19 protein-coding genes, 1 tRNA gene and 1 pseudogene are annotated in these 25,342 nt (G+C 54.1%); 15 read left to right on the forward strand and 6 right to left on the reverse strand.

The annotated features are described in order from the left end of the window. Positions 1-6 precede the first annotated feature (6 nt). From PXG97_RS11615 to PXG97_RS11625, 3 genes are all read right to left on the reverse strand, one after another. On the reverse strand, positions 7-324 hold the full coding sequence (locus PXG97_RS11615) for a helix-turn-helix domain-containing protein (protein ID WP_276497916.1): 318 nt from the start codon (positions 322-324) through the stop codon (positions 7-9). A gap of 41 nt (positions 325-365) precedes the next feature. Next, on the reverse strand, positions 366-779 hold the full coding sequence (locus tag PXG97_RS11620) for a hypothetical protein (protein ID WP_276497917.1): 414 nt from the start codon (positions 777-779) through the stop codon (positions 366-368). Between the two features lie 595 nt (positions 780-1,374). Continuing rightward, complete coding sequence (locus PXG97_RS11625; RefSeq protein WP_276497918.1) at positions 1,375-1,653, reverse strand: hypothetical protein; 279 nt, start codon at positions 1,651-1,653, stop codon at positions 1,375-1,377. A 165-nt stretch (positions 1,654-1,818) separates the two neighbouring features. Here PXG97_RS11625 and PXG97_RS11630 point away from each other — a divergent pair, with 165 nt between their 5' ends. From PXG97_RS11630 to PXG97_RS11680, 12 genes and pseudogenes are all read left to right on the forward strand, one after another. Then, positions 1,819-3,396 carry a type I restriction-modification system subunit M gene (locus PXG97_RS11630; RefSeq protein WP_276497919.1) on the forward strand — a complete coding sequence of 526 codons (1,578 nt, stop codon included), beginning with the start codon at positions 1,819-1,821 and terminating at the stop codon, positions 3,394-3,396. Between the two features lie 2 nt (positions 3,397-3,398). After that, the gene (locus PXG97_RS11635) at positions 3,399-4,643 is read left to right on the forward strand and encodes a restriction endonuclease subunit S (protein ID WP_276497920.1); all 1,245 of its coding nucleotides are present in this window, start codon (positions 3,399-3,401) and stop codon (positions 4,641-4,643) included. A 6-nt stretch (positions 4,644-4,649) separates the two neighbouring features. Continuing rightward, positions 4,650-5,318 carry a potassium channel family protein gene (locus PXG97_RS11640; RefSeq protein WP_276497921.1) on the forward strand — a complete coding sequence of 223 codons (669 nt, stop codon included), beginning with the start codon at positions 4,650-4,652 and terminating at the stop codon, positions 5,316-5,318. A gap of 47 nt (positions 5,319-5,365) precedes the next feature. Next, a complete protein-coding gene (locus PXG97_RS11645) occupies positions 5,366-8,227 on the forward strand; it encodes a type I restriction endonuclease subunit R (protein WP_276497922.1) in 2,862 nt (953 codons plus the stop codon). Positions 8,228-8,329: 102 nt separating this feature from the next. Then, positions 8,330-8,647: a DUF6660 family protein gene (locus tag PXG97_RS21490; protein WP_420851779.1), complete on the forward strand. Its 318-nt coding sequence runs from the start codon at positions 8,330-8,332 to the stop codon at positions 8,645-8,647. Between the two features lie 113 nt (positions 8,648-8,760). Further along, positions 8,761-13,155: a CusA/CzcA family heavy metal efflux RND transporter gene (locus PXG97_RS11650; protein WP_276498267.1), complete on the forward strand. Its 4,395-nt coding sequence runs from the start codon at positions 8,761-8,763 to the stop codon at positions 13,153-13,155. Between the two features lie 16 nt (positions 13,156-13,171). Continuing rightward, positions 13,172-14,377 (forward strand): efflux RND transporter periplasmic adaptor subunit, encoded by a 1,206-nt coding sequence (locus tag PXG97_RS11655; protein WP_276497923.1) that lies wholly within the window; start codon positions 13,172-13,174, stop codon positions 14,375-14,377. A 78-nt stretch (positions 14,378-14,455) separates the two neighbouring features. After that, positions 14,456-14,718: pseudogene (locus PXG97_RS11660) on the forward strand (YnfA family protein). 26 nt (positions 14,719-14,744) lie between these two features. Further along, positions 14,745-15,155 carry a Fur family transcriptional regulator gene (locus PXG97_RS11665; RefSeq protein WP_276497924.1) on the forward strand — a complete coding sequence of 137 codons (411 nt, stop codon included), beginning with the start codon at positions 14,745-14,747 and terminating at the stop codon, positions 15,153-15,155. A gap of 65 nt (positions 15,156-15,220) precedes the next feature. Further along, positions 15,221-15,592, forward strand: a complete 372-nt coding sequence (locus PXG97_RS11670; RefSeq protein WP_276497925.1) for a DUF3703 domain-containing protein — start codon at positions 15,221-15,223, stop codon at positions 15,590-15,592. A gap of 11 nt (positions 15,593-15,603) precedes the next feature. Continuing rightward, positions 15,604-17,625 carry a heavy metal translocating P-type ATPase gene (locus tag PXG97_RS11675; RefSeq protein WP_276497926.1) on the forward strand — a complete coding sequence of 674 codons (2,022 nt, stop codon included), beginning with the start codon at positions 15,604-15,606 and terminating at the stop codon, positions 17,623-17,625. Positions 17,626-17,850: 225 nt separating this feature from the next. Next, positions 17,851-18,747: a cation diffusion facilitator family transporter gene (locus tag PXG97_RS11680; protein ID WP_276497927.1), complete on the forward strand. Its 897-nt coding sequence runs from the start codon at positions 17,851-17,853 to the stop codon at positions 18,745-18,747. Positions 18,748-19,397: 650 nt separating this feature from the next. On the opposite strand, the gene PXG97_RS11685 is transcribed toward PXG97_RS11680, so the two are convergent. Then, positions 19,398-20,804, reverse strand: a complete 1,407-nt coding sequence (locus tag PXG97_RS11685; RefSeq protein WP_276497928.1) for a hypothetical protein — start codon at positions 20,802-20,804, stop codon at positions 19,398-19,400. A 1,085-nt stretch (positions 20,805-21,889) separates the two neighbouring features. On the opposite strand from PXG97_RS11685, the gene PXG97_RS11690 reads away from it, so the two are divergent. Further along, a complete protein-coding gene (locus tag PXG97_RS11690) occupies positions 21,890-22,126 on the forward strand; it encodes a hypothetical protein (protein ID WP_276497929.1) in 237 nt (78 codons plus the stop codon). 248 nt (positions 22,127-22,374) lie between these two features. On the opposite strand, the gene PXG97_RS11695 is transcribed toward PXG97_RS11690, so the two are convergent. Beyond that, positions 22,375-22,448, reverse strand: a tRNA-Arg gene (locus PXG97_RS11695). A 64-nt stretch (positions 22,449-22,512) separates the two neighbouring features. Further along, the gene (locus tag PXG97_RS11700; RefSeq protein WP_276497930.1) at positions 22,513-23,235 is read right to left on the reverse strand and encodes a TVP38/TMEM64 family protein; all 723 of its coding nucleotides are present in this window, start codon (positions 23,233-23,235) and stop codon (positions 22,513-22,515) included. Positions 23,236-23,457: 222 nt separating this feature from the next. On the opposite strand from PXG97_RS11700, the gene PXG97_RS11705 reads away from it, so the two are divergent. Together PXG97_RS11705 and PXG97_RS11710 are read left to right on the forward strand one after the other, a co-directional pair. Further along, positions 23,458-24,597: a cystathionine gamma-synthase gene (locus tag PXG97_RS11705; RefSeq protein ID WP_276497931.1), complete on the forward strand. Its 1,140-nt coding sequence runs from the start codon at positions 23,458-23,460 to the stop codon at positions 24,595-24,597. A gap of 171 nt (positions 24,598-24,768) precedes the next feature. Next, on the forward strand, positions 24,769-25,284 hold the full coding sequence (locus PXG97_RS11710; RefSeq protein ID WP_276497932.1) for a DUF6141 family protein: 516 nt from the start codon (positions 24,769-24,771) through the stop codon (positions 25,282-25,284). The last annotated feature ends 58 nt before the right edge of the window (positions 25,285-25,342 follow it).

Genomic DNA, 25,342 nt, shown 5'->3' on the forward strand with positions numbered 1-25,342 from the left:
CGTTTGCTATTTTGAGTATATACTGTCTTTAACCTCGTCCTGGGTCTTCTTTCTTCCCGCCTCTACCCACTTGGTCAGCTCACCGCGGTCGAAGTACAGCTTGCTGCCCTTCTTTCGGCACGGCACCTCCCGGTTGCTCACCCGCTTGTAGAGGGTGGACATCGATATGTCAAGATACGCAGCAGCCTCCTGGGCTGACATCGGTTTCTCCGACGACGCCTGCGACGCGACACAGGTGACGTTATGGATAGCTCTGAAGATTTCCTCAAGTATACCTTCCATTCTTTGCTGGCTTGAGTACAGGGTTTCAAAAGGGTTTTCCATTTTACTGGTTAATATTGAGTTAGTATTGATTTAGATACGGCTTAGAATCTCATTCTATTGATGAGTTCAACATCTCCGAGCAGTAGTTCTTCAGATTTTATCCAGGCTTTTACTAATTCTCCACCTAGTTCAACAGTTTCTATCATAGAACAAATGACCCAGATTGTGCCATATCTTCCTTTAGATGAGGTCACCAGTACTTGATGATATTGGTACTGAACATCTGAATCTCCTCGCATACCAAGATAGTTTAACCTGTATGTGCTTATTGATTTAATACGGCTTGTCCCTCGTCTATACGATGTTATATAAGGCAGTCTAAACGAAAACGCCAAAGTTAGAATCTCAAAATATCCAATACTCTCCTGTATGGCCTTGTACTTTTCTACGTCGTTTATGCCATGGAATTCTAATGTTGCTACCATCATGTGTTCCCAATCAGTGTAAAACTTCATTTTTTGCTTTTAAAGTTTAAAGTTTAGGCAACACTCAGCCCACCTTGTCGCTCCATGGCTGCGACAAGGCAAAAACCCCCGGTGACCCCACGGCTGCGGCGCCTAAAGTTGTCCCGGAAGAGATATGATTGCTGAGAAGAATGTCTATATGGTTATATAGACATATTGTTGTCTTGTAACCTATTATACTGATTTCAGAGGAAAATGTTACACCGCTCTTCGGGAATTTGCGAATGGAAATTAAGGCGTTGAATATTAGCGTTTTTGTAGAGAATCTGCTCTTTGGGCGCAGCAGTTATCAATAGGAAGCAAGCCAAGTGTAGGACTACGGGCCAATCTGGATAGGCAAAACCAACAAGGACACCAGACTTGTCGAAGCACAGCCAAGTCACTCCTCAGGCCTTCTGAACGACCAATTAGCCCTGCAGTCACCGGCTCTGACCGGCCGGTTGTTCACTTACATCATAGGATACCTGTAACCGGTGCGGGAGCGGTACAGAGCTAGAGGAAGCAGTGGTTGTACTTTGGCAGGGCCACAAGTACGGCTCGCACTGCCTTATGCCACAAGGGTGATAGTGGCTTGAATAGGTTAGGGTTAAGAGAAATGCACCTGCAGCCCACCTTGCTCCAAGGCAAGTAATATGCTGTCGGTTATGGACCTGTAGTTAGGGTGTGACGGTGCTGTAAGGTAACGCTCCAGGTCGCTGATGGTGGTGGCGCCGGTGTCGCCCTCGAAGAACCTGAGCCACAGCTCTCCCTCGCCCGCCTCCTCTACCTGGCGCAGCCCTTCTAGGAGCGCCTGCGTGTCGTGTGTTTGCCGGAAGTCCTCTAAAACGGCTCTTACCGCCTCTGCATGTGGTGTTTCTCTTTCCATGCCGTAAGATAGCTTTTTTCTAGTATTCTTCATCCGGAAAATAAAGGCTCCCCTCCATCTCCAAACCTAAGTTTAAACTTGCACCAAGTATACTATTTTTCCTATCTTGTTGTACCTTGTAATGAAATCATTTCATACCATACCGAGTACACTTTTAGCTTACCCATGTCTGAAAACCACAAACGACAAATAGAACAACAACTCTGGAATATCGCCAACACGCTGCGCGGCAAGATGGACGCTGACGAGTTCCGGGACTATATACTGGGCTTTATCTTCTACAAATACCTGTCGGAGAAGATGGAGCTGTACGCTAACAAGATACTGGCCGAGGACGGCATCAGCTATACCGACATCAGCGAAAGCACCGAAGAAGGGCAGGAGTACCTGGAGGCGATAAAAGAGGAGGCGCTGGCCAGCCTGGGCTATTTCCTGAAACCGACGGAGCTGTTCAAGGAGCTGGCACGCAAAGGCAACTCCAACAGCAAAGAAGAGGGCGCGAGCAACTTTATACTCGACGAGCTGACGCAGGTGCTCAGGCACATCGAGCAGAGCACCATGGGCACCGAGAGCGAGGATGACTTCAACAAGCTCTTCGAGGACCTGGACCTGACCTCTACCAAGCTGGGCCGCACCGAGGCTGCTAAGAACGATTTGATCGCGAAGGTGCTGGGCCACCTGGACAAGATAGACTTCAAACTAGAGGACACTGAGGCCGACGTGCTGGGCGATGCCTACGAGTACCTGATCGGGCAGTTTGCGAGCGGTGCGGGCAAGAAAGCGGGAGAATTTTACACACCACAGGAGGTATCGAAAGTGCTGGCCAAGCTGGTGACCACCGGCAAGGACAAGCTCAAGTCGGTGTACGACCCTACCTGCGGCTCGGGCTCTTTGCTCTTGCGCGTAGCCAAGGAAGTAGACGAAGTATCTAACTTTTACGGGCAGGAGCTAAACCGCACCACCTATAACCTGGCCCGCATGAACATGATCCTGCACGATGTGCACTTCCGGAAGTTCGACATACGGCAGGAGGACACGCTCGAGCACCCGCAGCACCTGGAGCACCGCTTTGAGGCGATTGTGGCCAACCCGCCTTTCTCGGCCAACTGGAGCGCCAGTCCGCTGCACCTCTCCGACGACCGCTTTAGCCAGTACGGCAAGCTGGCCCCAAGCTCGAAAGCCGACTTTGCCTTTGTGCAGCACATGATCCACCACCTGGCCGACAACGGCACGATGGCCGTGGTGCTGCCGCATGGCGTGCTGTTCCGTGGCGCGGCCGAGGGGCACATTCGCCAGTACCTGATCGAGGACCGCAACTACCTGGACGCCGTGATCGGACTGCCGGCCAACATCTTCTACGGCACCTCTATCCCTACCTGTATCCTGGTGTTCAAGAAGTGCCGCGAGCAGAACGACAACATCCTGTTCATCGACGCCAGCCAGCACTACGAGAAGGCCAAAACGCAGTGCTACCTGCGCGACACCGATATTGAGAAGATCATCACGACTTACCGCGATCGCCGCACCGAGGACAAGTATAGCCATGTGGCCAGCCTGGAGGAGGTGCGCGAGAACGACTACAATCTGAACATTCCGCGTTACGTGGACACCTTTGAGGAGGAAGAAGCGATAGACCTGAACGAAGTAGCCGCCGCACTCGCCCAGCTGGAAGACGACATGCAAAACACCGACACCACCATCGCCGCGTTTTGCGACGAGTTGGGTATAGCCAAACCGTTTTAACTATGGAAGCAACAGCAGAAATAACAGCAGCCGTGAAGAACGTGCCTGCGCTTCGCTTTCCGGAGTTTAAGGGGGAGTGGGAGAAAGTACCATTAAAAGATAGGATGGATATTTTTCGTGGCGCAAGTCCAAGACCTAAAGGAGACCCACGATACTATGGAGGTAGTGTTCCGAGGCTTATGATTCAGGACGTTACCCGTGATGGTAAATATGCTTATCCTTGTATAGATTACTTAACAGAAGAGGGAGCTAAACTAAGTCGTTACTTAAAAGCTGGCAGTGTTGTTTTAAGTTGTTCAGGAACGGTAGTAGCTATTCCCGGAATCTTAGGTATAGACGCTTGTATACATGACGGATTCTTAGGGTTTAGAAATTTTAAAGAGACCTTTGATGAATACCTCTACTACCTTTTTGTGAAGTTGCATGAAAAACTTCAAGGAGAAGCTACCACTGGAGGTGTATTTAACAACTTAACTACAGATATTGCAAGGAACCTTATAATGGGATTTCCTTCCCTTGCTGAGCAGCAAAAAATAGTACTATACTTGTCTACAGTCGACGACAAGATTCAGCAGTTGAGCAAGAAGAAAGAGCTGTTGGAGAAGTATAAAAAAGGGGTGATGCAGCAGCTCTTCTCCCAGCAGATCCGCTTCAAGGACGACAACGGCAACGACTTTCCGGAGTGGGAGGAGAAGGAGCTAAGCCAGGTTGCCAAGAGAGTAACACTCAAGAACAAGAAGAACGACATTAACTTTGTGCTTACCAACTCGGCCACACAAGGAATAGTTAGCCAGCAGGACTACTTTGAAAAAGACATTGCCAACCAGGAGAACCTGGAAGGCTACTACGTGGTGGACGTAGACGACTTTGTTTACAACCCGAGGATATCAACAGCCGCACCTGTAGGACCGATCAAGAGGAACAAGCTGGCTAAAGGTGTCATGTCGCCTCTCTATACAGTATTCCGGTTCGAGAAGCAGAACCTGGAGTTTCTGGAGTTCTTCTTTGAGACAACGGTTTGGCACAGGTATATGAAGAGCGTCGCCAACTACGGTGCACGTCACGACAGGATGAGCATCACCAATGATGATCTTCTAGGGCTACCTATACCTATACCATGTAGAGCAGAACAGCAGAAGATAACCGCATTCTTATCTGCAGTTGAAAACAAGTTATACTTTACCACCACCCAACTGGATCAGGCTCAGCTATTTAAAAAAGGCTTGCTTCAGAAAATGTTTGTGTAAAACAAAATGTCTGAAAAAAACTCAGGGGACGAAATTCTTGATGCATTTATGGCTCAAGCAGGTCCAAATAAAGTCGGGAAAGGATTTCTGAGAAATAAGTTTGAAGCACTTTATTTATCAGTAGTGTTTCTGCCATTCTTCTTGATTTTGTTCGATAACGCTATTATGAATTGGTTTTTGTTTGGATATGGAGTTTTGATGATTTTGGCTTTCTCTGTCTTCATAGGTATTATGAAGACTCTGATGATGTACGTACTTAACCCTTTCGATTATGTATTCTTTCAATTTACCAATTTTATTGTTGTAGTATTATTGTTCAGTTGCCAGTTTTACCTGCTGTACTTAGTGGACATAGGAAATTATTCCGGACATATCTCTGAATTGAACCTTGTTGACTTCATCTACTACAGCACCGTAACTATCTCGACCTTGGGATATGGTGATATAGTTCCTATTTCAAGGTTAACCAAAATGGTTGTAACAGCAGAGCTCTTTTTTGGAATGTGGTTTTTGATTACAGTTATACCAGTTGCAATTTCCCTACAAGCAGAACGCGGGTTTCATTTTGGTAATGCCAGGCAAAACCTATTTGATAAGATCAATGAGGGAATTAAAAGTGGGGCGTTAGTACCTGGCGAGGTGTTTCATACTAAGAAAGGTAAGGGTAAGGTATAGGAAAATAATTAATCTGCGGGAACAGCTAACAGCGATACTACTATACTATGGGAACACAACCGGAGCAGGTACTCGAAGACAACCTGGTAAAGCAGCTGCAGGGGCTGGGCTATACTTACGTAAGTATAAAAGACGAGCGCGACCTGCTGGCCAACCTCAAAGCGCAGCTGGAGAAGCACAATGGGGTTGTACTGACCGAGAAGGAGTTTGAGCGCGTCCTCAACCACCTCAACAAAGGCAACGTGTTCGACCGCGCCAGGATTCTGCGCGACAAGATGCAGCTTACCAAAGACAATGGCACGAGCGTGTACCTGGAGTTCCTGCAGCAGGAGCACTGGTGCCAGAACCTCTTCCAGGTAACCCAGCAGGTAACGATGGAGGGCAGCTACAAGAACCGCTACGACGTGACCTTGCTGGTGAACGGCCTGCCGCTGGTGCAGATCGAGCTCAAGCGGCGGGGCCTGGAGCTGAAAGAGGCCTTCAACCAGGTGAACCGCTACCACCGCCACTCCTTCGGGGCATCGCATGGCCTGTTCCAGTACGTGCAGCTGTTTGTCATCAGCAACGGCGTCAACACCAAGTACTACGCCAACAACCGCCACCAGTCCTTCAAGCAGACCTTCTACTGGGCCGACAAGGATAACAGGCTCATCACGCAGCTGGAGGCCTTCGCCAAGGCTTTCCTGGAGCCCTGCCACATGGCCAAGATGGTAACCAAGTACATCGTGCTCAACCAGACGCACAAGATCCTGATGGCGCTGCGCCCCTACCAGTTCTATGCCACCGAAGCCATTATTGACAAGGTAAAGAACTCGGATAAGAACGGCTACATCTGGCACACCACCGGCTCGGGCAAGACGCTCACCTCCTTCAAGGCCAGCCAGATTCTCATGCAACTGCCCAAGGTGCACAAGGTTCTGTTCGTAGTGGACCGCAAGGACCTGGACTACCAAACCACCAAGGAGTTCAACAGCTTCTCAGCCGGCAGCATCGACGGCACAGACGATACCCGCGCCCTGGTGGGCCAGCTCGCCGGCGATACTAAACTGATTGTTACCACCATCCAGAAGCTCAACAACGCCATCGGCACGGCCCGCTATTCCGGCAAACTGGAGCATCTTCGGGAAGAGCGGGTGGTGTTCATCTTCGACGAGTGCCACCGCAGCCAGTTCGGCGAGACGCACAACCGCATCAAGAGCTTCTTTACCAAAGCCCAGCTATTCGGCTTCACCGGCACACCCATCTTTGCCGAGAACGTGATCAAGAACGACCTGGGCAAGCGCACCACCCGCGACCTGTTCGACGAGTGCCTGCACAAGTACCTGATCACCGACGCCATCAAAGACGAGAACGTGCTTAAGTTCTCCGTGGAGTACGTGGGCAGGTACAGGGAGAAGGAGGGCAGCAATACTGAGATCGACATAGAGGTGGAGGACATCGACACCAAAGAGCTGCTGGAGGCCCCGCAGCGCCTGGAGAAGATCGTGGACTACATCATCGAGCACCACCCGCGCAAGACGCACGGCAGGGAGCTGACCGGCATGTTCTGCGTGGGCAGCGTGGAGACGCTCATCACCTATTACGAGCTGTTCCAGCAGCGCAAGGCCGAGGGAAAACACAACCTGAAGATCGGCACCATCTTCAGTTATACTTCCAATGAGCAAGACAGGGAGGCCACCGGTATACTTCTGGACTTTGACGAGGAGGTGCTGACGGCGGCAGAGCCCAAACTAGCCTATGTTGCCAACAGCCATACCCGCGAGAAACTGGATGCCTTTATCGCCGACTATAACACGATGTTCGGCACCAAATTCTCCACCAAAGATAACCAGGGCTTCTACAACTACTACAACGACCTGTCGAAGCGGGTGAAGAACAAGGAAGTGGACATCCTGCTGGTGGTGAACATGTTCCTCACCGGCTTCGACTCGCCGCCGCTCAACACCCTGTACGTGGACAAGAACCTGAAGTACCACGGCCTGATACAGGCCTTCAGCCGCACCAACAGGCTCTACACCGAGCAGAAGTCGCAGGGCAACATTGTGGTGTTTCGCAACCTCAAGCAAGCCACCGACGAGGCCATCGCGCTTTTCTCGAACAAGGAGGCAAAGGATAAAATCCTGATGGCGCCATACGAGGAGTACGTGGCCAAGTTCAACATGGCCTTTGCCGAGCTGCTGAAAGTAGCGCCTACCGTCGGTAGCGTGGACAGCCTGCCAAGCGAGGAGGAGGAGCTGGAGTTTATAAAGGCCTTCCGTGAGCTGATGCGCCTCAAGAACGTGCTCACCACCTTCGCCGACTTCAGCTTCAGTGACCTGGCCATGTCGGAGCAACGCTTCGAGGACTATAAGAGCAAGTACCTGGACCTCTACGATAAGGTGAAGACAGTCACTGTAAAGGAGAAGGAGTCGATCCTGGATGACGTGGACTTCGAGCTGGAACTCATCCACCGCGACGAGATCAACGTGGCCTACATCCTCAAGCTGCTGGCCAAGCTGAAGACTGCCAGCAAGGAGGAGCAGGAACGCCAAAAGCAGCAGATCATCGACACGCTCACCGGCGAGGCCACCCTGCGTAGCAAGCGCGAGCTCATCCGCAAGTTCATCGAGGAAAACCTGCCCCACATCGAGGACATCGACGACATTCCGGAGGAGTTCGAGAGCTTCTGGGCCCGCGAGCAGCAGCTGGCCTTTCACGCCATGGCCACCGAGGAGAAGCTGGACCCGGTGAAGCTGCAGGCCGTGCTGGGCAACTACCTGTTCACCGAGCGTCAGCCTCTCCGCGAGGAGGTGCTGGACATGCTGCCGGCCAAGCCGAAGCTCCTGGAGCGCAAGCCGATAGCTGAGCGCATCACGGCCAGAATGCTAGGCTTTGTGGAGACGTTTATCAGCGGGATGGGACTGAGGTAGTGGGTAAATATAGCACTATAGGCAGTAGTTTATAAGTGGGGAGATAACAGTAGCAATGCCAAAGGCGTATCCCTTCAAGAATTATTTCGTACCTTTGTAGCAATGAAGTACCTGACAGTCATATGGGCAACTTTAATCTTGGCCATGGCGTGCTTGCCATGCTCTGATGAAGGCGCAACCCTTGCCCAAAGCAAGGTGACGACAGTTCAGGCCGATGATCTGCACCAGGACGGCGCGCAGGACGAGGACCTGTGCTCGCCGCTGTGTGAGTGCAATTGCTGTGGCGGGATTACGCTTACCTCGCGGATAGCCCCACCGTCAGAGCCACTTCCGTATCCGCAGAGCACGTACCTCAGCGCGTATTTTGATGACGCGGCTTATTCGCCTGCATTCCCCTTCTGGCATCCGCCTAAGGTTTAACCTACTCTTTTCCATTTAAGAAAACACGCTCTGTTGCATTGCCAATGCAACTAAGAATGGCGTGCGCATATACTTTACTATATGTGGATTATTGGGTTAAATCAATCATTGTAGTGTTAGATAAAATCATTCATTTTTCCATCTACAATAAGCTCATCATCGGCATCTTGACGCTGGGGCTTATTGTATGGGGCGGCTATTCCCTGACGCAGCTGCCCATCGATGCCGTCCCGGACATCACCAACAACCAGGTACAGGTCATCACCACCAGCCCCTCGCTCGCGGCCCAGGAAGTGGAGCGGCTCATCAGTTTTCCCGTGGAGCAGACCATGTCCACCATTCCGGACATTGAGGAAGTACGTTCCATATCCCGATTCGGGCTCTCCGTGGTAACCATTGTGTTCAAAGAGAACGTGGATGTTTACTGGGCGCGACAGCAAGTGGCGGAGCGGCTCTCGGAAGCTTCCGAGAACATACCGCCAGGCGTCGGCAGCCCCGAGATGGCGCCTATCTCCACAGGACTGGGCGAGATTTACCAGTATGTGGTGCACGCCAAGCCGGGCTATGAGCAGCAGTACTCTGCCATGGAGCTACGCACTATCCAGGACTGGATCGTTCGTCGGCAGCTGCTGGGCACGCCCGGCGTGGCAGAGGTGAACAGCTTCGGCGGCTACCTGAAGCAATACGAAATCGCCATAGACCCTGACAGGCTCAAGGCGCACAGCCTGAGTCTCACGGATGTGCTCACAGCCCTGGAGCGCAACAACGGCAACACTGGCGGGGCCTACATCGACAAAAAGCCTAACGCCTACTTTGTGCGCAGCGAGGGGCTGATCGAGAGCCTGAGCGAAGTGGAGAAAGTGGTCGTCAGCAACACCTCTGACGGCACGCCGGTCCTTATCTCAGACATTGCCCAGGTGCAGTTTGGCACAGCCAACCGCTACGGGGCCCTGACCGACGCCCAGGGCGAAGCGGTGGGCGGCATTGTGATGCTGCTGAAAGGGGAGAACACCAACCAGGTGGTGGAGCGGGTAAAAACGCGCATGGAACAGATCCGAAAGACCCTGCCAGAGGGCGTGGCCGTCGAAGCCTTCCTGGACCGGAGTGAGCTGATCGGAAGAGCCATTAGTACTGTGGAGCGCAACCTGATCGAAGGGGCTCTGATCGTGATCTTTGTGCTCGTGCTCTTTTTGGGGAACCTTCGCGCCGGTCTGGTGGTGGCCTCGGTCATACCCCTGGCCATGCTGTTTGCCATTATCCTGATGCGCCTGTTCAACGTGACGGGTAACCTGATGAGCTTGGGTGCCATAGACTTCGGTATCATCGTGGACGGCGCCGTGATCATTGTGGAAGCCACCATGCACCACCTGGGCTTGCGTGGCGATAAGAGGCTTACCCAGGCCCAGATGGATGAGGAAGTGTACGAGTCGGCCCGCAAGATCCGCACGTCGGCTGCCTTCGGTGAGATTATCATCCTGATCGTGTACCTGCCTATCCTGGTGTTGGTGGGAATAGAGGGAAAGATGTTCCGGCCCATGGCATTGACGGTATCCTTTGCCATTCTGGGTGCCTTTATACTTTCCCTGACGTACGTGCCGATGATGTCAGCACTGGTGCTGAGCAAGAACACCGCGCACAAGCGTAACTTCTCCGACAGGATGATGGACTTCTTCCAGCGCCTTTACAGTCCCGTTATCAAGGGGGCCTTGAGGATGAAGGCACTGGTGCTGTTGCTGGCTGTCGGTTTGTTTGCCATAGCCCTGCTGCTCTTCTCCCGCATGGGCAGCGAGTTTATACCCACGCTGGACGAAGGCGACTTTGCGCTGGAGACCAGGCTGCTAACGGGCAGTTCCCTGTCCGAGACCATCGAAAAAGTATCTCTGGCATCCCGCATCCTGAAAGAGCGGTTTCCGGAAGTAAAGGAAGTGATCAGCAAGATCGGGGCCGCCGAGATACCGACAGACCCGATGCCGATGGAAGCGGCGGACGTGACCATTATACTGAAGGACAAGGACGAGTGGACCAGCGCCGACACCCGCGAAGAGCTGGCCAGCCAGATGACCGAGGCCCTGGAGGCCATTCCGGGTGTCACCTTCGGCGTTTCCCAGCCCATACAGCTGCGCTCCAACGAGCTGATTTCGGGGGTGCGCCAGGATGTGGGCATCAAGATATTCGGAGACGACCTGCAGGAACTGACGCGCCTTTCCCAGGAAGTGGGCCGTGTGGTTTCGGCGGTAGAGGGGGCGGAAGACCTGTACGTAGAGCAGGTGTCGGGCCTGCCGCAAATCGTGGTGGACATTAACCGCGATCAGCTCGCCAAGTTCGGGCTGGATGTGGAAACGGTGAACCAAGTCATCAATGCAGCCTTTGCCGGGCAGAGCGCCGGCATGGTGTACGAGGGCGACCGCCGCTTTGAGCTGGTGGTCAGGCTCACGCAGGAGGAGCGGCAAAGCATAGACGACGTGCGGCAGCTCTATGTCACGGCACCCAATGGGGTGCAGGTTCCGCTGGAGCAGCTAGCCAGCGTGCAGTACCAGCAGGGGCCGAACCAGATTCAGCGGGAAGACGCCCAGAGGCGCATCATCGTGGGCTTCAACGTGCGGGGCCGCGATATTGCCAGCGTGGTGGAAGAAGTGCAGGCCAGGATCGACCGCTCTGTGCAGCTGCCAACCGGGTACTTTGTCACCTATGGCGGGCAGTTTGAGAACCTGGAGCAGGCCAACCAGCGGCTCTCGGTGGCCGTGCCCGCTGCCCTTGCGCTTATCTTTCTGCTGCTCTACCTAACGTTTAAATCCGTGCGCTTCTCGCTGCTCATCTTCACGGCCATTCCGTTCTCGGCCATCGGGGGCGTGCTGGCGCTGTGGGTGCGCGGCATGCCGTTCAGCATCTCCGCCGGGGTTGGTTTCATTGCCCTTTTCGGCGTGGCCGTGCTGAACGGAATCGTGCTTATTGCCGAGTTTAACAGGCAGCGGCGGGAAGAGGGCTTGCAGGACCTTCGCGATGTGGTGCTGAACGGCACATCCATCCGCCTGCGCCCGGTGCTGATGACGGCCACCGTGGCGTCATTAGGCTTTCTGCCGATGGCACTCTCCAGCACGGCGGGCGCGGAAGTACAGAAACCTTTGGCTACGGTCGTGATCGGCGGTTTGATCACCTCAACCCTGCTTACCCTGATCGTGCTGCCCATACTGTATGTTTTACTAGAAAGTTATTATATGAAATATCAGCGAAAGAAAGCAGGCGGTGGCGGGCTCTCAAAGGGTACGGCTTTTCTCATAGTGCTGGCAACCTTAGGCGTACTGTCGCTTGCCGCACCGCAGCAGGCAAAGGCGCAGCAAGGCGTAAAGGTTTATACGTTGCCAGAGGCGGTTTCGCAGGCACTTGACCGAAATCCGGGTGTAGGGGCTGCCAGGCTGGATATAGAAAGGACGCAGGCACTCAAAGGCTCGGCATGGGGCATAGATAAAACACGACTACAGTATTCCACGGGCAAGCTCTCCACGGGTGCATATGACAGGGAGCTTTCCGTGTCCCAGTCGCTCCCCTTTCCCACGGTGTACGCCCGGCAGGCGAAGCTGGCGGAAGAGCTCACCGAGGTAAGCCGGCTTAACCTGTCGCAGCGCCAGCGGGAGATTGTGCGGGATGTCAGGCTGAACTACTACGGCCTTGTGTATACCCTTTCGCAGCTGCGTTTGCTCCGTTACCAGGACAGCCTGTATGCGCAGTTCCTGAGGGCAGCCCAGGTCCGGATGCGAACCGGAGAGACGAACCTGCTTGAAAAGGTAACAGCCGAGGCACAACTCTCGGAAGTGCGCAACAACGCCTTTCAGGTAGAGGCCGACAAAGCCATTTTTCAGGAGCGGCTTCAGGCTGTTTTGGCTACCGACTCCCTTATTGCCCCGGCAGACACAGTTTTGCAAAAGCTGCCATTCCCCGAGGTGACTGAAGAAATCCTGGAGCAACACCCACGGCTACAACTGGCCCGGCAACAGGTAGAAGTTAGGCAGGTCGAAACAAAGCTCGAACGGGCAAGGCTGCTGCCAGACCTACAAGTAGGCTATACCAACCGCACCTTAGGCGGGGGCCATGAAGGCACAGCCGCCGATGTGGAGCCGCCGCAGGAAGTATCGTTTGGCGTGGCCATACCCCTTTGGCCCAAACCGCAGCAACGCCGCATACAGGCCGCCAAACTGCAGGCCGATGCCGCCAGCCTGGACCTGCGGCAAACCCGCAACGAGCTCTTGGCCGATGCCGAAGCGGCGCTGCAGCAGGGGTTAAAATTGCAAAGCAGCCTGGCCTACTACGAGGCCACCGCACTGCCACAGGCAGAGCTTATCATCATGCAGGCCACAAAAGCCTACCGGGTAGGGGAAATCGGTTACCAGGAGTATGCGCTGAGCCTGAACAGAGGGCTCTCCATCCGGGCTAACTACCTGGAGACGCTCCACGCCTACAATCGGGCCGTGATTGAGCTGCAGTTTCTTATCGAAAATCAAACAAACAATTAAATCGACTACATCCGAAATGAAAAGGATCAGCTATATACTATACCTTACGGGATTATTACTCTTCTCTGCCTGCGGCAACGAACCGGAAACCGCGCAGGAGCCCGAGCACCAGGAAGAAGACGATGCCCGTGAAGGAGAGAACCCGACAACTGCCGAGCTAACGGAAGAGCAGTACCGGGTGGCAGGCATTGCATTAGGAAAACCGCAGCTGCGCAATTTAACCAACACGCTTACGCTAACGGGCAAGCTGGACCTGCCGCCGCAGAACATGGCCTCCGTCACAGCGCCCCTTGGCGGGTTCATCCGAAAAACGAAAGTGCTGGAAGGCACACACGTTAAAAAGGGCGACCTTTTGGCTACGATTGAGAACCCTGAGTTCGTGACGCTGCAGGAAGAATACCTGAAAGAAAAGCACCGCCTGGATTACCTGGAACTGGAGTACAGGCGCCAGCAGGAACTGTATGAGGAGCAGGTGTCCTCTGCCAAGACCTACCAGCAAACGGTGGCCGAGTACAGAAGTGTGCAGGCACGGGTACAGGCCCTGCAGGAGCGGCTGGCCATTATCGGTATAACGAACGGCTCCCTTCGAAGCGGAAAAATCAAGCGCATACTTCCGCTCTATGCGCCTTTAGAAGGCTATATCACCTATGTGAGTGCAGATGTGGGGCAGTATGTGGCCCCCACGGATGTGCTGTTCCGCATCGCCGACACCGACCACCTGCACGTGGAGCTAACCGTGTTTGAGAAAGACCTGACTTCGCTCAGGAAAGGGCAGGTGGTGCGTTACTCCTTGCCTGGGGAAAGGGAGGCCCAGCGCGAGGCCACCATCTACCTGATCGGCAAAGAAATCAGCCCGGAGCGCACCGTGCAGGTGCACGCCCACATGGAAGAGAAAGACAAGGACCTGGTTCCGGGCATGTACGTGCAGGCCCAGGTGGCACTGGACAATAAGCAGGTACTCGCCCTGCCGGAGGCGGCGGTGGTTCAGGAAAACAATGCTTCATTTGTCTTTCTCTACACAGGCCAGGAGCAGGAAGGAGAGGCCCTGATGAAGAAGTTTAGAATGGTACCCGTTGAGCGAGGCGTGGAGCAGGCGGGCTTTGTGCAGGTGGCGCTCCCAGCCGGTGTGGATACGGCTACGGCAAATTTTGTAACCACAGGGGCCTACTCCATACTCTCAAAGCTGCGCAATGCTGAGAATGAGGGAGGCCATGGTCATTAAGAATGAACGGGAATGGATATACTGAAATCATTGGTTTTTTTCTTGCTGGCGGGCCTGTGCGAAATCGGCGGGGGCTACATGGTGTGGCTGTGGCTGAAGGAGGACAAACCGCTGTGGTACGGTACCCTGGGGGCCGTTGTCCTGGTGCTGTACGGGGTGGGGGCCACCTGGCAAACGGCAGGCTTTGCCAGGGTCTATGCCACCTACGGGGCGTCTTCATCATCATGTCGCTGGCCTGGGGCTGGAAAGTAGATGGCCACAGGCTGGACAGGTGGGATATTGTCGGGGCCCTGGTCGCGCTCTTGGGCGCCTGTATCATCATTTACATGCCTAGGAAATAAAGAAAACACTCACCAAATACGAAGCCATGTTGCAGAAACTGGACAATCTCCTGAAAGAAAAGCAAATCAAGCCCACGGCCATGCGCCTGCTGGTGTTGGACTTTCTATCAAGGCAACAGGCGACTGTCAGTCTGAACGACTTGGAGGCGGCTTTTCACCGGGCGGACCGCATTACCCTGTACCGCACCCTGAAAACCTTCGAGGAGAAGGGGGTGGTGCATAGCATCACAGACGGCACCGGTGCGGTAAAGTACGCGCTCTGCGAAGAGGGCTGTGAATGCGCCCCTGAGGATATGCACGTGCATTTCTTTTGCAATGAATGCCAAGAGACAGTTTGCCTACCCAAGTCCCGCATCCCGGAAATCCCCCTGCCGGAGAAATTCAGGCAGGAAGAAGTTAGCTTGGTGATCAAGGGAACCTGCGGCAACTGCACCTAAACAATGCAATGCGATTGCAGGCAGGCCAGCTGTAGCTTTGTGTTATAAACGTAAACAAGCGAACTATGAAATTTAACTGGAGCATGCCCGCTGGGCTTCAGGGTTATTACCGGCAGGAGCTAACCTCTTACCGCACACTATGGCAAAAAGGGCTTGCTGCTGAGGCATGGAGACACCTGGAACGGGCGCACGTTCTGGGTCAGCCATACCCTATGGAGCACACTGCCGTACATTGGAAGATGCTTTTGTTTGGCTTTAAAACGAAGAACGCAAAGGAGATACTGGGGCAGCTGCCGCGACTGCTAGTGGGAGGAGTTAAGTCCTGGGCAGGGATGATACCAGTCGGTAACACCGGTGGTGCCAACGTGCCGCCGCTCCGGCCTATGCCGATCCCGGAGGACCTGCAGCGGGTAATCAGCCATGCTCACAAACCATAAGTATAAGCACTATGGATAAGAATACAGATAAAAATATAGAAGAAGACTTTAAGCCGCTGGAAATCACCTCGCCCCGCACGGCCGAGGCGCCGGGTCCAAACGTGGGCGCAGAGTGTTGCGCTGCAGACGGTAAAACGAAGTTTGCAGGAGCCGATGAACATGATCATGCCGAAGAAGAGGCGAAGTCCTCCTACATCCCTACGGCCATCAGTCTTATCCTGCTGCTGGGAGGAATCCTTTTAGACTACCTCGACACGCCTTGGTTTACTGGTTATGTGCGGCTCATTGTGTACGGCATCGCCTACGTGCTGGTGGGTTGGCGCGTGGTGTGGCACGCCATCAAAAGCCTGAGGAGCAGCTTCTTCAACGAGTTCTTCCTGATGAGCATGGCCACGCTGGGTGCCTTCTACATCGGCGAGTATGCCGAGGGTGTGGCTGTGATGCTGTTCTATGTGATCGGAGAGCACTTCCAGGAGGCGGCCGTGCTGCGCTCCCGCCGCTCCATTAAGGCGCTGATCGACAACCGGCCTGACGAGGTGGGGCTGGTGACGGACAATGGTATAGTGACGGTGAAGGCCAAAGAAGTACAGGTAGGCGACGTGGTGCAGGTAAAGGCAGGCGAGAAGGTGGCCCTGGACGGGGAGCTGCTCTCCGAGCGCTCCTCCTTCAATACCGCTGCGCTTACGGGGGAATCAAAGCCCGACACGAAGAAGAAAGGCGAGACCGTGCTGGCGGGTATGATCAACCTGGACCGGGTAATTGAGCTTCAGGTAACCTCCGCCTATGAGAATAGCGCCCTGTCCAAGATCCTAAAGCTGGTGGAGGAGGCTGGCAGCCGCAAGGCCAAGACACAGCAGTTCATCACCCGGTTCGCCAAAGTATACACGCCCATCGTGTTCTTCCTGGCTGTGGGCCTTGTGTTCATCCCATACTTTTTCGTGGAGACCTATGACTTCAATCAGTGGCTGTACCGGGCGCTGATCTTCCTGGTGATCTCCTGCCCCTGCGCCCTGGTGATCTCCATTCCGCTCGGCTACTTTGGCGGTATTGGGGCAGCCTCGCGCAACGGCCTGCTGTTTAAGGGCTCTAATTTCCTGGACCTGATGACGCAGGTGGACACGGTGGTGATGGACAAGACCGGCACCCTGACCGAAGGGGTGTTTAAAGTACAGCAAGTGGAGACGGTCTTGGATGACAAATCTTGGTTCCTGTCGGCAGTGGCCGCCCTGGAGAGCAAATCCACCCACCCGATCGCGCAGGCCATCGTGGACGAGGCCGGAGATAGGTACAGGCAGCACACAGTTAGCCAGGTGGAGGAAATATCCGGGCATGGGCTGAAAGGGACCGTCGACGGCAGGCAGCTGCTGGTGGGAAACGGCCGGCTGCTGGATAAATTCAATGTGCCGTATGACCCGAGCCTGAAGGAAATCGTGGAAACGATCGTGATAGTGGCTGTGGACGGTACCTACGCCGGCTACATCACCATTGCCGACAAGGTCAAGGAGGATGCGTCGCTGGCCGTGAACCGAATGCGGGAACTGGGCGTGAAAAGGTTGGTGATGCTCTCGGGTGACAAGGACTCCATTGTGCAGAAGGTGGCGGGCGAGCTGAAACTGGACGAGGCCCACGGTGGCCTGCTGCCGCAGGATAAGGTGAGCCAGGTGGAGAAGCTCAAAGCGGAAGGCCGCATGGTGGCATTCGTAGGGGACGGTATCAACGATGCGCCCGTGATCACGCTGGCCGATGTGGGCATGGCCATGGGTGGCCTAGGATCCGATGCGGCCATCGAGACGGCGGACGTCGTGATCCAGACAGACCATCCTTCCAGAATCGCCACGGCCATCAACATCGGCAAGAAAACGAAGCAGATCGTGTGGCAGAATATCGCCCTGGCCTTTGGGGTGAAGGCGATCGTGCTGATACTCGGTGCCGGCGGACTGGCCACCATGTGGGAGGCTGTGTTTGCCGATGTGGGCGTTGCCTTCCTGGCTATACTTAATGCCGTGCGGATACAGCGGATGACGTTCAAATAACCTACGGTTTGAGGCGGTACTATACCTGAGTTATTGCCTAAAAGTCCATTATCCTTATCAATGCAAGTAGAAAGACACGGATATCTAGTATGCGGGTTCATCCCTTTCTTTATCTGCTTTCCTGCTTGTGCTCTTCTGGCTGATGTAAAGGATTAGCGGAGCCGGTTTTTTTAACATTAAAAGTTAGTGCGCCGTAGTTACCCAAGTCAACAACTACACAAATTTATGGCACATGCACATGTAGTTTCCGCAGGCAGTCAGAACAAGAAACGGCTTAAATTGGTGCTGGGGATGACTTTTCTGTACCTCATAGCTGAGGTCGTCGGGGGGCTGCTGACCAACAGTTTGGCCCTGCTGGCTGATGCGGGCCACATGCTGACGGACGTGGGGGGACTCGCCTTCGCCCTGATTGCCATCAAGCTGGCCGAGCGGCCCGCCTCGCCAGAGCGTACCTACGGCTATTACCGGGCTGAGATCTTGGCTGCCCTGGCCAACGCCGTTGTGTTGATCGGCATCTCCCTCTATATCCTTTATGAGGCTTATGAGCGCTTTCTAAACCCTCCGGAGGTCGAAAGCAAGGCCATGCTTCTCGTGGCGGCGGTGGGTCTGGTGGTGAACTTGGTGGGCATGTTTATCCTGCGAAAAGGATCGAAGGAGAGCCTGAACATGAAGGGGGCCTACTTCGAGGTGCTCTCCGATATGCTCACCTCTATCGGCGTGATCGCGGCGGGCGTGATCATGTGGACCACCGGCTGGTACTACGCAGACCCAATTCTTTCTGCCGGTATCGGCCTGTTTATACTTCCGCGCACGTGGGTGCTGCTGAAGGAGGCGGTAGGCGTACTGTTGGAGGGAACACCCGCCGACGTGAACATTGAAGAGCTGCGCAGGTGCCTGGCAGGCGTGGCCGGGGTGGAGGAGGTGCACGACCTGCATGTGTGGTCGCTGACTTCCGGTGTGAACGCCATGAGCGCGCACGTGGTGGTATCACCTGATAGTTCAGAAAGCTATGATCAGCTTTTAACCAAGTTAAACAAAGCGGTTACATCCAGTTTCAAGATTTCGCACACTACCATACAGCTGGAGGGCAGTGGATTCGAGGAGGGCGAAACGCATTTGTAGAGTAAGTTAGCTTCATGAAGCAGTTGCTGGCATGTTAGCAAAGAGCTGTGGCGCGGGAAAGCACACTTATCTGTTACTTGCCCCGACAGTGACGGTAAGCAACTACTAAGTTTTCGCCTTAATTCATGAAGCGACCAAGTTGCTGCGCTCGTTCATCTTGACCCACATGCACGAGCTGGTCAGCCAAGGTTGTTCTTACCTGGACGCATTAGGGCCTTTTACGCTGGCAGTGACGAGCAAGAACTTGGGCGAGTCAGAGGCCCGGGTATGGGCCGTGCACAACCTAAATATGAGAGGAGAGGGAGTGTCAGCGCTACGCTATTTCGACTTTAGCATCTGTATCTATAGAGTTAGTTTTTATAATTTTTTATACTCATTGAGTACGCCCCCTGAAATTTGACCTCAAAAAATTTTCTCCCCCCTGCGTGCGTGAAGGGGGGAGACCTTCTTAAGTTCAGAATCCAAAATTTTGCCAGGTCCGATGAGCGCAGTCACCTGAGAGTTTACACCCCTTAACCCCCCGGGAGGGGTAGGGGGATCCCTGGGCAGAGATCCCCTCCATAAAGGTCCTAAACAAAGCTTTATTACCCTCTATAAGGTCATTTCGGTACCGATAAACCTAGGTTATGGTACGCATAAATTTCCCCGCCTCAACTGCCTTGAAAGCCCCTGCAGGGGCCCCTGATGGGCATCCAGGGGCTTTCCTTGCCCGACAGCGGACAACAGCCTTCGATACGGCACCGAACCATAGCCGCCCTGTGTGTAGGAGGGGAGGCCGACACGTCTATAAAAGCGGGGCTACGCTGCGGTACCTCGCTTGCAATTTCCTCTACCGTGTCAAACTCCCCCACCGGCCACACTGTGGGCATAGCTTCGGCAGGTGCCGTATCCTCAGTCACCAGGAGCCTCATGGCGTAGTCCATTCGCTCCAGTACCTCCGTAGTCCTCTCTAGGCTGCACCAGTCGATGCACTCCTGCACCAGCAACCTGATTTTCTCCTGGTTTTGCTGGGTGTTTCCCCCGTAGCCGTATTTCTGGCTGTAGCGGGTAACCGGCAGGAGCCTGTACTTCCCCTCACGGATGTCACGATGCAGGGAGTGTATACTTTCAGGGTCACCCTCGGTCAGGTATCGCTCAACACGCTCCCGGATCTCCCTCCGGTCTGCCCTGATTCTCCTGTCCTCGTCGGAAAACCCTGCTGTCTCCCTCGGCTGGAGTTCCTCCACCTCGAAGAGGTTTTTGTTCAGCAGGCTGATAGGCTCAGACGTATAGTTAGGAAGGCTGCGGTTACGCTTGCTGTCCTTCAGCTTGAAGTCCAGGTTCTTCCCCATCGCATGGATGAAGATGGACCACAGGAACCCCGGCTCGACCAGCCTGTGAATAGGTATGTCGAGCTTGCCCAGAAACTGGCTCCACATCCTTATCTCAAATCTGGTTATACCCCTCTTGTCACTCAGGTCGTACCCGATGCGTTCGTAATGGTCCGGTATCCACAGCTTTTCGTTATCCCTAGCCTCCTTTACCTTGTCTGCATACACAGAGATGACTTTCCCAGTCTTCTGGCTTCCGATAATGATGGAATTCTTGGATTCTGTGTATTTCGCCTTCCCACACTTGCGGAAGATTCGCCAGGTGTTTATCTTTTTACTGTAGTGCAACAGGAACTCCAGGATTTTAAACTTGCCGTAGCTGTCGTAGGCGATGTCGAGGCGGTGGAGGCTGTGCTCCACCAGCCCCAGCGTCTCGGTGATCAGCATGTAGTACTCCAGCCAATCACCGTACAGCAGCTCGTTCTCCATCTTGAGCTTGACAAGGTCCTTATTCCATCTTATCGGCTCAATGCTCAGCCTGGCCACGCGTCGGCCGTCACAGCTGACCTGGAGCACGTACCTGTAGTTCTCTCCTTTCTCTGCCTCACGCTGTAGGCTCAGGTGCATCCTGTCGTTCACGCGGAACTCGTTCGTCAGCACCTGGCCCTCCTGCTGGTATCTTTCTCGCAGGCTTGCCAGGGTGAGCTTTCCCACCAGGGATGTCAGGTTGATCTCCAGCCAGTCCAATACACAGGCTGCTAGGACATCATTTATGTAATGCTTCCCCAGGAGAATCGCCTGGAGCTGTTTGTTGAACTTGTTATCCGTCAACTCACATGTCAGTATGGGTTTGGCTATAACTAGCCGGCTACCCTTGGAGCCCTGAGGTTATTTGCGCATCCTGGTCCGCGACTACGCCGGATCCATGACAGGAAAGGCATGCTGCGCGACAGACGCACCGCTCCGGGGCTGCGCAACGGCCCCAAACCTTTCTTTCTTGACGAACCTATGTTTATTAAATGAGATTTGTAGCGATAGCCCGGAAGAAACAGTAGAAAAAACGGGAGGCTAACTGTAACCGGTTGATTATGAGCCTGAAATTTTTTTGAGTATTTTCGGCATCTTAAGGACCGTAGCAAGGGCTCTATGGCCGCATGGCCTCTAGGGACTATGCCGCCTGACCGACATGGTGCTCGCTATGGAGCCATGCCCCTAAGGGTATGCCATAAGCTCTTACACTGGCTTTCTCGATAAGTTGACCATGTGCGTCAGTCGCATAACCTTTAAGTGCAGGTTGTACTCAAGCCTCTATAAGGCTGCTCTTTTAACAGGGGCTCTTCCTCTCTGGAGGAACATAGTTTATATGGTAGACTATACTCTAGTCTCTAACATAGTCTCTAACATAGTCTCTAGTATAGTCTCTAACATAGTCTCTAACATAGTCTATAGTATAGTCTATAGTATGGGGAGAACAGGTGAGGGAGGCTCCTTTTCCTGCTGTTCCTCTCTCTTCATGAAGGGTGAGAAGGGGCACCTCCTTACACTAAGGCGGCACCTCCCTTTTCACAACTTTGGCGGGGACACTTTTTTGCTTAAAAACTATGCTTAATAGTATGAGGAAACTACCCTCGCGCGGGGCGGCTACAAGCCCACTTGCCCCGCATGACCGCTAACCTTTTCCCTGCCCTTCCGGTATGATGAGGATGCCGTATATTGCGTGCACGAGTCACCTCAGGAAGCCAAGCATGCCCAAGCCCCTACTATCCCTCTATAGAGAGTTCCCTACCCGACGGGTACGTCCACACACCGCCACAGAGCGGCGCTTCGTCGAGTTGGGCTTTTGCGAGGCGGGTGTCGGGTGGCTCTGGGTCAATGAGGAGCATGGCCTGGTCATCGAGGTGTTCGGAAGCTTCTCCGGCACGGTATTCGACGGGGTTATACCCAGGTGCCTGCTTTACCACAAGGGGCAGCGGGGAAGCCTTTACGGCTTTGAGGGCATCGCCAGCGGCAGTGAGAAGGAAGTAGCCGCTGTAGCCGAGCGTATAATGGAGGAAAGACGCCTAGGCTAGATCCAAATATTGTTTTACCGAAGGCCACGTAAGAAGCTGTCTTTTGCCAAGGGCGCATGGTGGTGCTCCTTATTCTTTCAATACTTCATCAGTATGGGTGCGGTTGACGCTGTCTCATCTAAGACGCGGCAGGGAAAAGTGAAGTCGCCGGTTTGCCAAAAGCAGCATTTCGAAGCGTTTGTATGCAAATCGTATGCAAATAAAAAAAGCCACTTAGCAGTTTTACCTGTAAGTGGCTGATTCTAAGGTGGTCACGAAGGGAGTCGAACCCCTAACCTTCTGATTCGTAGTCAGATGCTCTATCCAGTTGAGCTACGAGACCATTCCGTTATTGTGATGCAAAGTAACAGCGTTTTTTCTTTCTACGCAAGACCTGTGTTAAAAAATTATTCACTTTTTGCCGCTGCTTTGCGCAGGGCGCGCTTTAAGGCCCTGTCGAACAGGAAGTAAAGCCCTCCGATAGAAATCACAATTAAGGCTACCATTAATATTTGACCGCCTTTTCCGCTGTCTGGGTCCTGCAGCGCCTGCACCACATCACGTGCCTGCGTGCCCACCCAGAAGAAGAACAGCGTGCGCGGCAGCATGCCCACAATACTGGCCACAAAGAATTTGCGCTTGTCTATCTGCAGCAGCGAGAGCACGAAGTTCATCAGGGCAAAAGGCAGCACCGGCGAGATGCGCGTCAGGAAGATCAAGACCCAGCTCTCGCTGCGCAACTCCTGCATCAGGGCGCGCGCCTTGTCGAAGCGGTTCAGGAAGCTCATCATTTTACCGTGGTCCACTAGCTGCGCGATGCTGTAGCCAATAAGCGCTGCAATGCCATACGACACCACAATGCCCGCAAAGCCGCTCCAGCCCAGGTAAAAGCCGCTGATGAGCGCGATAAAGGTGGTAGGGGTAAGGGCTAGCGCCATCGTTACGGAGATCACGGCAAAGTAGAGCAGCATCTCCCACACCGACAGCCCCTGCAGCAGCTCTTGGTAATTGTAAAGCACTACCGCCGCAGTAGAGCTTACCACCACCGGCACCACCACCAGCAAAAGCATGGAGAAAAACGTGGAGGCATTTTCGCGTATAAAGGTTCTCAGCAGGGGGAGAGATTTCATGCAGTAAGTATAAATTGCTTTTGTCTGAAGATAGACGAGAGACAAAGGACAAAAGATTTTTGCGGCTTTGAAAGTATAAACAGGCCGACTTGCCGTTCCTTCATACTTCAGCGGGATTTTTTTAGCTTGCAACAATCGCTCTGCCTCTTGGTTAGATACTGCAGAAGTTGGTGTCAGGCCTATCGGGCATTCAAAATATTTTCCAGCATATAAAGATTACACATGAAGTTCGGAACCAAAGCTATACATGCTGGCGTGGAGCCAGACCCGGCAACAGGCGCCATCATGACGCCGATTTACCAGACATCCACCTACGTGCAGCGCTCCCCCGGCGACCATAAGGGCTACGAATACTCCCGCACCCACAACCCCACCCGCACGCAGCTGCAGAACGCGCTGGCGGCCCTGGAGAACGGGAAGCACGGCCTGGCCTTCTCTTCTGGTATGGCGGCTGTGGATGCCATCATCAAAATGCTGAAGCCTGGCGATGAGGTGATCTCCACCAACGACCTGTACGGCGGCAGCTACCGCATCTTCACCAGGATCTTTCAGAACTACGGCCTCAAGTTCCACTTCACTAACATGCAGCACGTGGAGAACGTGGAGAGGCTCATCAACGAAAACACGAAGATGATTTGGGTGGAGACGCCGACCAACCCGCTGCTCAACATCATCGACATCAAAGCCTATGGCGCGCTGTGCAAAAAGCACAACCTGCTGCTGGTGGCCGATAACACCTTCGCCACGCCCTACCTGCAAACGCCGCTGGACATGGGCGCCGACATCGTGATGCACTCGCTGACCAAGTACATGGGCGGCCACTCGGATGTGGTGATGGGCGCGGTTGTGGTAAACGATGAGGAGCTGCGCGAGCGCCTGGCCTTTATCCAGAACGCTTGCGGCGCCACACCGGGGCCACAAGACTGTTTCCTGGTGCTGCGCGGCCTGAAGACCCTGCACCTGCGCATGGAGCGCCACTGCCAGAACGGCCGCCAGGTGGCCGAGTACCTGAAAGGCCATCCGAAGGTAAGCAAAGTATACTGGCCGGGCTTTGAGGATCACCCGAACCACAAGGTGGCCCAGCAGCAGATGCGCGATTTTGGCGGCATGGTGTCGTTTGAGCTGAAGGGTGATAACGTGGACGACGCTACCCGCGTGCTGGAGAACCTAAGGCTGTTCGCCCTGGCCGAATCGCTGGGCGGCGTGGAGTCGCTGTGCGGCCACCCGGCTACCATGACACACGCCAGCATTCCGCGCGAAGACCGTATGAAGGCAGGCTTGAACGACACGCTGATTCGCCTGAGCGTGGGCGTGGAAGACGCCGAAGACCTGATTGCTGACCTGGAGCAGGCGATTGGGTAGCTTTACTGACAAAAGACGTTAAGACAAAGGACAAAAGATTGTCTTGAAAATAGGCAGCTCGCGAAGCCAGCAAGTGGCCTTTTTTGAGGCATCAGCTTGTCTTGGTGCTACGCGTATATACATCACACATAGAAGCCCATTGTCTTTTGTCCAAAGATTCTTAGTCTAAAAATGGCAGAAGAGCAGATCATACTTTACAGGGAGCGGCAGCGGTTCAGGCAGTTCTGGCTGTGGGTGGTGGTGCTGGGGGTGGCGGCTATCTTCTGGGTAGGTTTTGTGTACCAGGTGCTGCTGGGCGGGCAGTACGGCAACAGGCCGGTGTCGGATGTGCAGCTAAGTATACTTTTCGTGCTGGTGGGGCTGGGGCTGCCATACTTCTTTTACCGCATGTCGCTGACCACAGAAGTAAAGCCAGGAGTGGTGCAGGTGCGCTTCTGGCCGTTCCACGTAAAGCCCCGGAAAATTCCGCTGCACCTGGTACGCGACTATGAGCGGGTAACCTACAACCCCATCGGCGACTACGGCGGCTGGGGCATCCGGTGGGGCTTTAAGGGCAAAGCCTACAACATGTCGGGTAACGAGGGCGTGAAACTGTACTTCTACAACCGGGATCCGCTGCTCATCGGCTCGCAGCGTGCAGCAGAGCTTTTCCAGGCCATCACGGAGGCGAAAAGAGGCAAGGTTTAGCCAGCGGTTACGAGCTGCTGGCTAGGCAAATCATACTGTCTGGGGATTGAACGGCTTA

It is taken from the genome of Pontibacter litorisediminis (assembly GCF_029360645.1).
GTDB classification, from domain to species: Bacteria; Bacteroidota; Bacteroidia; order Cytophagales; family Hymenobacteraceae; genus Pontibacter; species Pontibacter litorisediminis.

Excerpts from the sequence above, each read along its gene's own strand:
- PXG97_RS11615 (WP_276497916.1), bottom strand. The coding sequence starts at position 324 with ATGGAAAACCCTTTTGAAACCCTGTACTCAAGCCAGCAAAGAATGGAA.
- PXG97_RS11620 (WP_276497917.1), bottom strand. The coding sequence starts at position 779 with ATGAAGTTTTACACTGATTGGGAACACATGATGGTAGCAACATTAGAA.
- PXG97_RS11625 (WP_276497918.1), bottom strand. The coding sequence starts at position 1,653 with ATGGAAAGAGAAACACCACATGCAGAGGCGGTAAGAGCCGTTTTAGAG.
- PXG97_RS11630 (WP_276497919.1), top strand. The coding sequence starts at position 1,819 with ATGTCTGAAAACCACAAACGACAAATAGAACAACAACTCTGGAATATC.
- PXG97_RS11635 (WP_276497920.1), top strand. The coding sequence starts at position 3,399 with ATGGAAGCAACAGCAGAAATAACAGCAGCCGTGAAGAACGTGCCTGCG.
- PXG97_RS11640 (WP_276497921.1), top strand. The coding sequence starts at position 4,650 with ATGTCTGAAAAAAACTCAGGGGACGAAATTCTTGATGCATTTATGGCT.
- PXG97_RS11645 (WP_276497922.1), top strand. The coding sequence starts at position 5,366 with ATGGGAACACAACCGGAGCAGGTACTCGAAGACAACCTGGTAAAGCAG.
- PXG97_RS21490 (WP_420851779.1), top strand. The coding sequence starts at position 8,330 with ATGAAGTACCTGACAGTCATATGGGCAACTTTAATCTTGGCCATGGCG.
- PXG97_RS11655 (WP_276497923.1), top strand. The coding sequence starts at position 13,172 with ATGAAAAGGATCAGCTATATACTATACCTTACGGGATTATTACTCTTC.
- PXG97_RS11665 (WP_276497924.1), top strand. The coding sequence starts at position 14,745 with ATGTTGCAGAAACTGGACAATCTCCTGAAAGAAAAGCAAATCAAGCCC.
- PXG97_RS11670 (WP_276497925.1), top strand. The coding sequence starts at position 15,221 with ATGAAATTTAACTGGAGCATGCCCGCTGGGCTTCAGGGTTATTACCGG.
- PXG97_RS11675 (WP_276497926.1), top strand. The coding sequence starts at position 15,604 with ATGGATAAGAATACAGATAAAAATATAGAAGAAGACTTTAAGCCGCTG.
- PXG97_RS11680 (WP_276497927.1), top strand. The coding sequence starts at position 17,851 with ATGGCACATGCACATGTAGTTTCCGCAGGCAGTCAGAACAAGAAACGG.
- PXG97_RS11700 (WP_276497930.1), bottom strand. The coding sequence starts at position 23,235 with ATGAAATCTCTCCCCCTGCTGAGAACCTTTATACGCGAAAATGCCTCC.
- PXG97_RS11705 (WP_276497931.1), top strand. The coding sequence starts at position 23,458 with ATGAAGTTCGGAACCAAAGCTATACATGCTGGCGTGGAGCCAGACCCG.
- PXG97_RS11710 (WP_276497932.1), top strand. The coding sequence starts at position 24,769 with ATGGCAGAAGAGCAGATCATACTTTACAGGGAGCGGCAGCGGTTCAGG.